Raw genomic sequence first — 8,472 nt, 5'->3', positions numbered from 1 at the left:
AAGCAGGAATTGAACATCAAGCCTGTCTAGGTTTGTCTAGGTTTCATGAAGCAGCTTTGATTGTTAATTGGGAAAGCAGTAAATGACTTACTCTCTAAACCAAAAGCACTTAAATCAAAATCACCCCCTCCAGTGATATTAATAATGGCAGGACTATCAAAATTATTTATACTTGTTATTTCGTCATTCTCAATAGTAAGCTCGAAAATATTAACCAAACCAACCGAATTAGGTCCAAAACTGATTGAATTTAGAGCAACATTATGATCAAAAGTCCATACTAATGATTCAAGGTTGTTGAATCGGCCCAGAGGATTCATGGGATCCATAGGATCATTCTCATTAACATTAAACTGTCGGCCTACTGCATCAGGATCTCCAATTGGAAAGTCACCTATTACTCCAACACCTTCTGCATTTTGATCAATGTCAACTAGGGGAGGGGGAGGAGCGAGAAAAAAGGGAGTCGAATCCTTGATCCCAGCAATCTCAAGAGGGCCAAAATCAACTCTATTACCTAGATTACCTCCATCACCAGTGAAATCTACTATAAATGTAGATGCAATACTGGGAGCCGCATTTAAACCAATGCACGCAACTGCACTAGCACCAATCAGTGCTTTTACACTTTGTTTCATTTTTTAGATTCCTTAGTTGAGAATTTTTACTTACTGCCCAAGCTATCATAGGGAAAATGTTTTGTCACTAGATTGCTGGAAAAAATAAAAGATAATTTGAGAAGATTGGCAACTTTGGTATCTTATGGTAAAAACTTAATGATTAATGATGAACTTCTCGACGTTTGCGCCAAGCTTGCCAACCAACGTATCCCAGTAATACTGTGGCTGCGATAGCAAATCCCCAACCACTGGGAATATTAGAAAGCCCCAGGGCGATACTCCCCACCCATAAAGTCAACGCATAGATGAATAAAACCGTGAGACGGTGAGAGATACCTGCTTGGATCAAACGGTGATGTAAATGACGTTTGTCTGCGATAAAAGGGGATTTACCCTGACTAATACGGGAAATAATCACCACCGACATATCCAGGATAGGAACAGCTAAGACCACAAAAGGTAATAAAACCGCCGTTACCGCTACCGTTGCCACAGTAGCTACTTTTACCAAACCAACCACTCCCACACCAGCGAGGGTAAACCCCATGAAATAAGCCCCACCATCTCCCATAAAAATTTGAGCAGGGTTAAAATTGTATCTGAGAAAACCTAAAGCTGCCCCGGCTAAGGCTGCAGCGATCAACGCAGCGGCAGGTTGTTCCATAAACAAAGCCAACACCATCATCACCACTGCAGAAATACCACATCCCCCAGCAGCTAATCCGTCTAAACCGTCGATCCAATTAATCGCATTGGCCATTCCTACCAGCCAAATAACGGTGATGGGAAGACTAAATAAACCAATTTGAACTAAACTGCCGAAGGGAACCGACAAAAATTCGATGCGAACTCCCACCCCCCAAGCTGCACTAGCTACGACGGTTTGTAAGATTAAGCGAGTCATGGGACTTAAATCATAAAGATCGTCCGCCAAACCAATGAGGAAAAAGGCGACACCTCCCATTGTTACCCCCCAAATTTCCCACTCCTTGTCGGGAGGTAACCAGCCAAATCCTCCCAAAATCCAAACTAATAATAGGGCAATTACTGTTCCTGCAAAAATAGAAACCCCTCCTAAGCGCACCATTGGCCGTTGGTGCATTTTACGGTTGTTGGCATCGTTTTTTGGGTTATCAACAATACCTTTCTTTTGCCCAAACTCGTTAATGATGGGGGTACTCCACCAAACCACCGTCAGTGCGATGATAAAAGCAACGAGATGATATAGTTCTGTTGGCATTGACATGGGTTTGGTTTATTACCTTTTCATTGTGTGTAACAATTTTTACCTTAAGTTACTCTATTTTGGTGAAACCTGTAAACTGTAATTGTGTTACAACCATCAGAGCAACCATCATGCACGGTTTTATCCCTCCTCACTGTTTTTTCCCTTATCTTTGTTGGACTGATATTGACTCAATGGAGGATAAGGAAAATGTCGTCGTCATACAACCTATCGGAGCGATCGAACAACACGGCCCTCATTTACCCATCGCAGTGGATGCAGCTATCAGTTTGGGGGTGTTGGGTAAGGCTTTGGAGAAGTTGCCGTCAGAGATTCCAGCTTATGCTTTACCTTGTCTTTATTATGGCAAATCTAATGAGCATTGGGGGTTCCCTGGAACTATTAGTTTGAGTGCAACTACATTGTTATCTGTCATCACCGAAGTGGCTGAAAGTGTTTATCGTTCTGGGTTTCGGAAACTAATTTTGATGAACTCCCACGGGGGACAACCCCAAATTATGGAAATTGCAGCTAGGGATATTCACCAAAAATACCAAGATTTTTCGGTGTTTCCTTTTTTTACTTGGCGAGTTCCCCATATTGCTAAGGAGTTATTAACCCCTCAAGAGTTGGAATATGGTATCCATGCAGGAGATGCAGAAACCAGTATTTTACTGGCTTTGTTGCCCGATCAAGTGCAAATGTCCCAAGCGGTTAAGGAGTACCCTCAAGGGTTGCCACAGGATGGTTTGGTGAGTATGGAAGGAAAGTTACCCTTTGCTTGGTTGACTAAGGAATTGAGCAAAACCGGGGTGATGGGAGATGCTACGGCGGCGACAAAAGAAAAGGGCGATCGCCTTTTGGCTTCTGTTTCTGATGGTTGGGTTCAAGTAATTAAGGATGTATATCGCTTTAGACAACCGACTTCTAAGTTTTAACCTTCAAATTACATATTCTGCGTAAGTTATTCCTGTAGCTTTAATAAATTGATTTCCTGAGAAAAGGGTCATTTCGGTGCTTCCAGTTACTTCTTCTATAAAACTATATTGTCTAGCTTGATTATCAGGAACAATTAATTCAGTTGCTGTTTCAAACTGAATATTAAGGGTGAGATTATCTTGGGAATCAGTTGCCCTAATCTCTAAACTTCGAGGCATTTTTAAGCTGCGTTCGTTGAACAATGATGCCATAATTCCTGGCAATCTTAAGGGTGTTACGGGGGAATTTGTCCATTGCCAGTTAATTTGTAGATTTTCTCCAACAAATGTTTTCATTGGTTCGTTTTCTTGATAAATAAAAATATAAGCAAGTCCTGAAATAAAATGATCTTTGTTGGTTCTTTTATCTAGAACTATAGTAAATTTTTGGCCATTTTCATCTCTTAGAAATGCCACCAACCACTCCCAACCTATGTCTTCTCCCCAACGAAATCGACCAAAGTTGCGATCGTGATAGCAACACCAATTTTCATTAATATCAAAGGTCTGATTGCAAATAGATAATTCTCCATTGACTTGTAATCCAGGAACAAAACCCCAACCGATAAAACCACTACCAAAAGGAGAGTTTTCTGTCACTAATAAGGGTGTAGCTTTTGCTTGTCCTCGAAAATTAATCCCCAGTTGAGAACGAGAATCATTGACGGTTAAAGAACAATCTTTATTAACAATATTCAAGCTAATTTGCTTGCCTTGTATTTGTAAAGGATTCCTTTGAACATTATCGATTGTCCATTCTTGAGAGAAGGCAATACCAAAGGTTAAAATAGGAACCGATGGAGATAATTTTTCTTGTAAGTTATCAGAAGGAATGGTTACAATAAAGGTTGTTTGAATTTCTCCTTTTTCTATTCTTCCTATTAAACTAATATTAACTAATACCCGTATTTCAGTTTGGATGTCTATTAAAATATAATGATACCAATCTTTCCAATCAATAGGAGCATTGGCATTATTGAGAGGAGTGCGTAATTTTTCTATGGAAGATAACAATCCTTCGTCAACTGTCATAAAAAATAAGTGATTTAAAATGTTCTAGAAAACATAGGTAGTTACTCTTTTAATAACTACCTATAATGTTGACAAAAACTATTCCACTACTATCCAATCTACCGCAATATTTCCTGTATTATCCCAATACCATCCTGGTTCATCATTCATTTTCAAAACAATTTTTTGAGCTGCCTCCATAGTAATAACTTTTGTGCTGTCTAACTCATCAATAACTTGATCTGTAGCTTGATTCAGAACCACTAAACTATAGGGAGTATTATTAGGATAAGCCACCTGATTGAATAGTTTAGCATCCTTTTCTCCAGCAGAAGTTACTGTTTTATCGCTTTTTACGGACCAGTTTCCAGAGGGAGTAAGTTTGACTTTAGCAACCCCTTCGTCTAAGGGATTCAAAAATTCTAAACCAGCTACTAAATTAGCAGGGACTTCCACTTTGCCATTGGGAAAAATTTTGCTTTCAAAGCCTTTATATATAACATTCTCCTGGGAATAGTTATAGAAAGCAATACGTCCCTCCGAAAAATTTCCCTGGATATCAAATTCTAAAACTCCATTAACGAAAATCTCTAGATGACTTTTTCCATAAACAAAATCAAATTTATATTCCACATTATTTACCCATCCTACACTACCTAATGTTTTAGCCCGTGCAAGTTCTTTAACTTTTCCAGTATGACCCCACATATCAGGAGTTAAGGGAGGAATTCCTGTTACTAAAGAAACAGCAAGACCAACTTGTGCAGTCCCACCTCCATAAGCTTGAGTCCCTTTTTTCCAGTCGATCAAAATAAAGTTAGCATTGGGGTTTTTAGTATCTCCAGGATTAAACCCTAAAGCAAAACCAATAAAATCATCGTCACCACTATTTCCAGGAATAATTGTTCCAGAAACTTTAGTATTAAAAACAGTGAAATCACTATAAAAAAAGGCCGGATTACCATTTATAGATTGAACTACTTGTTCCCCATTTCCTGATACTGTCCACTGGGCTGAACCTGATACATAAGATTCTTCTTTCCAGGTACGAAGATCCGTTGTCTGGGTAATGATTTTTGCCATAATTTAGCCAAGTTCTTTTGAACTGATTTAAGGACTTAAAGAGATTTTTCTATCTCTTGATTAATTGTCCTTGATAAGTAGTATCTTGGCCGATTAATATTTGTAAAAAATAATAATCATAATTGTAGATTTTTCAAGAATTGCAACAAGAAAAATATTGTCTATCTGTTCCGTGTATTATCGGTGTCAAGAGCAACAATTTTGTAATTTTTTAGAGAAGGATTCAAATGGCTGCAAGAACTGTTAAATTTGTCAACAAGAAAGATGGCTTATTGCTCGATACCAGTAAGTTTGGAACCAAGGGAATTTGTTTAACTCATTCACAACTGAATGAAAAGGTGTTGCATGACACTTCACAACCCATAACAAAAAGCCAACAATGGCTAATTGATGATGACGGTGTGATTACAAATTTTGAGCATGATACAGACGCATTAACCTACGATCCAGCTAACTCTAAACCCCTCTCTCTTCAACCTATTAGTAACAAAACGGATCATCAAAAGTGGGTACTCCATGATAACGGATCACTGCAATGTCTGGGAGGTTCCAATGATTCTTTTTTGCAAGGAAAACCAGATTCTTATGACAATCCTGGTAGTTGGCTCCAAAGTTTTTTCCCTAATCAACAAAGCACTGATGATGTGGAGTATCAACCCCTTGAAGACTTAACAAAGAAAAATTTACAAGCGGATGAACAATGGGAAATACGCTATGTTGATAACGATGAACTTTGTAATGATTTGCTCAAAGACAAATCAAAAACAGATCCCAAAGACAAATCAAAAACAGACAACAAAGTAATCTCACCGGTAGTTAACTACAAAAAGGTAGAAAAAATATCGATGCCGACAGATTCGCTGGGACCTATGCACACAACTCGGTCTTTTGATTTTCCTTTGCCTGAGTCTAGACCGGATATTCCCATCGAAGATATTCGATTACAACATCTATCTTTTAATATGTTTCATACCTGGCTTCTAGGTGGTATTCGCTATGAACCTATTTTATATTGGATTAACTTAAAAAACCCAGGTGGTTTCGGTGGTTTCGGTAGTCCTGGGCATGTAATATCCCCTAATTATGGATACAATATACGCCCTGACCAGTATATTACTAAAATTACAGGTTTATGGACACGCAGTCGAACTTCTGGAAAGAATGCCTCAGAAATTACTGCTTTTGGTACACTTAACTTAGTGACAAATGATGGCGCATCTTATGGATTCCCTTCTACTGATGATAATGAAGAAGGGTCAGGTTATAGACATCTGCCTAACGATGAATATTATCGAGTAGGACGCCAATTTCCTTCTTTATTATCTGGGAGTGGTGGATTTGATAGTATGATTGAAAAGATCATTCCTATCACCATAGAAGCTCCTCAAGGTCATGAAATTATTAGTCTTTATGGTACTTTTACACAACCTCTAGGTCTCGATCTTAGTAATGCTATGTCTGCATGGAAACGTGAACTAGGATGTTACATTGGTACTCTAGGAATTTATACAAGACCTGCTAAAAATTAGGGTCTATTGATCAAAAAGAATAGTAGGGGTTAGCAAGTATTAACCCCTCTCAATTACTCAGAAATAATTTCAATATTTAAGATGTCTTCGGGTATCATTGAGATTAATTCGGCATAATTTGTTTGTTGATTGTCTAAGGAATAATAGGGTAAAGAAGAGGAAGAACTCCACATCTCCTCGAAGTCTTCCCAGTGTCTTTGTAGCTGTAAATTAATAGCAGTATCTGCTAAAATTTCTTTGATTAATTGACTGATTCCTTGTAAGTCGGTGAAGGTTCCTCGCAAATAAACTTGATTTTTGAGTAAGGCTTGATCAAGGGTTACTTTCCCTGCAATAATATCCCTTATGGTTTCGGCATCACAACTAAAATTATAATTGTCTATTTCTACAGGATAATTAATAGAAACTTTAAGAGGCTTAGTCTTAGATGCTTGTAGTTGCAATGATATATCGCCTAAAAGAATAGTAGCAGTTTTTCCTGTTGTTGTTTTGACTAAACTTCTCCAGGTAGAGTTATTTTGAAGACGCAAAATTTCTACTAAATTATAGATCCATTCTGCTGATTTTTGTGATCGGTTTTCTAAGGATTCAATCATTAATTTATTATTAAAATAAACACAAATTAACTAATTTATAATATAACAGTTATGAACTGTATTTTAGATTTTTTTATGTAGTTATTATGGGTCAAAAGATTGTCATTACTACTTATGGTTCCTTGGGGGACATTCATCCTTACATTGCCATTGCCTTAGAACTAAAAAAAAGGGGCCATCAACCTGTAATGGCGATGGGGGAAAGTTTTAGACAAAAGTTTCAGAAAGAAGGGCTAGAATTTCACCCAATTCGACCAGATGCTTTACTAAATTTAATCCAAGATTTATCTCTAATTGAAGCTTTAAGACAATCTCAACGTGAAAGTGAATATGCTATTTCTTATGCTTTAATGCCTCATATTCGTGCTACTTATTATGACCTCAAGGAAGCAGTTAAGGGTGCTAGTCTTTTAATTAGTCATCATCTTTCTTTTGCCGCTTCTTTGTTAGTAGAAACTACTAATATTAATTGGGTATCTACTGTTTTATCTCCTATTTCTTTTCTATCTGCTTATCCCTCTTTACCCTATAATGCTGTCAAAAATTCTCCTTACGAAGTAGCATTACAACAAGTAGCGGCAGAGTCAATTTTGAGAAACATTCGTTATCAGGGTCGTTTTTGGAGTGCGCCTTGTCGTCAATTTAGAGAAGAATTGGGATTAAAAGAGGGTTTTGATCCTGTGTTTGAGGGTCAACATTCTCCTCAGTTAGTTTTGGCTTTATTTTCACAGTTTTTTGCTCAAAGAAAACCGGATTGGCCTCGACAAACTAAACTAACGGGATTTCCTTTTTTTGATCGCCACGATAACAAATTTTTATCATCAGAAATTCAACAATTTTTAGCAGCAGGAAAACCGCCTATTATTTTTACATTGGGTTCATTATTTGTGGGAACTCCTGGTAATTTTTATATGGAAGGTGCCAAAGCAGTAGCTAAATTGGGTTACCGTGCTATTTTATTGATGGGACAAGGTGCTTATCAAATCTCCCCTAATAATATTCCCGATGGGGTGATGGTAGCGGATTATGCTCCCTATTCCCAAATTTTTCCCCATGCAGCCGCCATTGTGCATCATGGTGGGGTGGGGACTACAGGACAAAGTTTATTGGCAGGAAAACCGGTTTTAGTGGTTCCCTACGCCCACGATCAACCAGATAATGCTACCCGTTTAGTGAATTTAGGAGTAGGGCGATCGCTGACTCGTGAAGAATATAGTTGCGATCGCCTGGTTTGGGAACTCAAAGAACTTTTACTAAATCCTAGCTATCAACAAAAAGCTACAGAAGTTAGTCGATTAATGCAACAGGAAGACGGTGTCAAAAACGCTTGTGATGCCATCGAAAAACTATTAGTAAAGTCATAAATATTGTTGAGGGATGAAGCTTCTCAAAAAGTCTGGGGGGACTCGCCGAAAGTTAGGGGACAAAGAT

General features: G+C 38.1%; 8 protein-coding genes. 3 read left to right on the top strand and 5 right to left on the bottom strand.

From position 1 onward, the window contains the following. Window positions 1–26: 26 nt before the first annotated feature. Window positions 27–638, bottom strand: a complete 612-nt coding sequence (locus P9B04_RS10220) for a hypothetical protein (RefSeq protein ID WP_342054885.1) — start codon at window positions 636–638, stop codon at window positions 27–29. A gap of 142 nt (window positions 639–780) precedes the next feature. Continuing rightward, window positions 781–1,860: a glycosyltransferase family 4 protein gene (locus P9B04_RS10215; RefSeq protein ID WP_342054887.1), complete on the bottom strand. Its 1,080-nt coding sequence runs from the start codon at window positions 1,858–1,860 to the stop codon at window positions 781–783. A 113-nt stretch (window positions 1,861–1,973) separates the two neighbouring features. On the opposite strand from P9B04_RS10215, the gene P9B04_RS10210 reads away from it, so the two are divergent. Further along, window positions 1,974–2,783: a creatininase family protein gene (locus P9B04_RS10210; RefSeq protein ID WP_342054886.1), complete on the top strand. Its 810-nt coding sequence runs from the start codon at window positions 1,974–1,976 to the stop codon at window positions 2,781–2,783. A 3-nt stretch (window positions 2,784–2,786) separates the two neighbouring features. On the opposite strand, the gene P9B04_RS10205 is transcribed toward P9B04_RS10210, so the two are convergent. Together P9B04_RS10205 and P9B04_RS10200 are read right to left on the bottom strand one after the other, a co-directional pair. Continuing rightward, window positions 2,787–3,854 (bottom strand): hypothetical protein, encoded by a 1,068-nt coding sequence (locus P9B04_RS10205; RefSeq protein ID WP_342054884.1) that lies wholly within the window; start codon window positions 3,852–3,854, stop codon window positions 2,787–2,789. Window positions 3,855–3,932: 78 nt separating this feature from the next. Next, a complete protein-coding gene (locus P9B04_RS10200; protein WP_342054883.1) occupies window positions 3,933–4,916 on the bottom strand; it encodes a hypothetical protein in 984 nt (327 codons plus the stop codon). A 227-nt stretch (window positions 4,917–5,143) separates the two neighbouring features. Between P9B04_RS10200 and P9B04_RS10195 the strand changes: the two genes are divergently transcribed. Beyond that, window positions 5,144–6,445: an RICIN domain-containing protein gene (locus tag P9B04_RS10195; protein ID WP_342054882.1), complete on the top strand. Its 1,302-nt coding sequence runs from the start codon at window positions 5,144–5,146 to the stop codon at window positions 6,443–6,445. A gap of 53 nt (window positions 6,446–6,498) precedes the next feature. Here P9B04_RS10195 and P9B04_RS10190 read toward each other — a convergent pair whose 3' ends face one another. Then, window positions 6,499–7,041, bottom strand: a complete 543-nt coding sequence (locus P9B04_RS10190) for a hypothetical protein (protein WP_342054881.1) — start codon at window positions 7,039–7,041, stop codon at window positions 6,499–6,501. Between the two features lie 86 nt (window positions 7,042–7,127). Between P9B04_RS10190 and P9B04_RS10185 the strand changes: the two genes are divergently transcribed. After that, window positions 7,128–8,405, top strand: coding sequence for a glycosyltransferase (locus P9B04_RS10185; RefSeq protein ID WP_342054880.1), 1,278 nt, complete (start codon window positions 7,128–7,130; stop codon window positions 8,403–8,405). Window positions 8,406–8,472: the final 67 nt, after the last annotated feature.

The organism is Crocosphaera sp. Alani8 (genome assembly GCF_038442745.1).
Taxonomy (GTDB): Bacteria; Cyanobacteriota; Cyanobacteriia; order Cyanobacteriales; family Microcystaceae; genus Crocosphaera.
The sequence above is the reverse complement of the archived record's forward strand: the minus strand, read 5'-3'. Positions and strand labels throughout refer to the sequence as shown.

Coding starts and splice junctions, on each gene's coding strand:
- P9B04_RS10200 (WP_342054883.1), bottom strand. CDS start 4,916: ATGGCAAAAATCATTACCCAGACAACGGATCTTCGTACCTGGAAAGAA.
- P9B04_RS10215 (WP_342054887.1), bottom strand. CDS start 1,860: ATGCCAACAGAACTATATCATCTCGTTGCTTTTATCATCGCACTGACG.
- P9B04_RS10220 (WP_342054885.1), bottom strand. CDS start 638: ATGAAACAAAGTGTAAAAGCACTGATTGGTGCTAGTGCAGTTGCGTGC.
- P9B04_RS10185 (WP_342054880.1), top strand. CDS start 7,128: ATGGGTCAAAAGATTGTCATTACTACTTATGGTTCCTTGGGGGACATT.
- P9B04_RS10195 (WP_342054882.1), top strand. CDS start 5,144: ATGGCTGCAAGAACTGTTAAATTTGTCAACAAGAAAGATGGCTTATTG.
- P9B04_RS10205 (WP_342054884.1), bottom strand. CDS start 3,854: ATGACAGTTGACGAAGGATTGTTATCTTCCATAGAAAAATTACGCACT.
- P9B04_RS10190 (WP_342054881.1), bottom strand. CDS start 7,041: ATGATTGAATCCTTAGAAAACCGATCACAAAAATCAGCAGAATGGATC.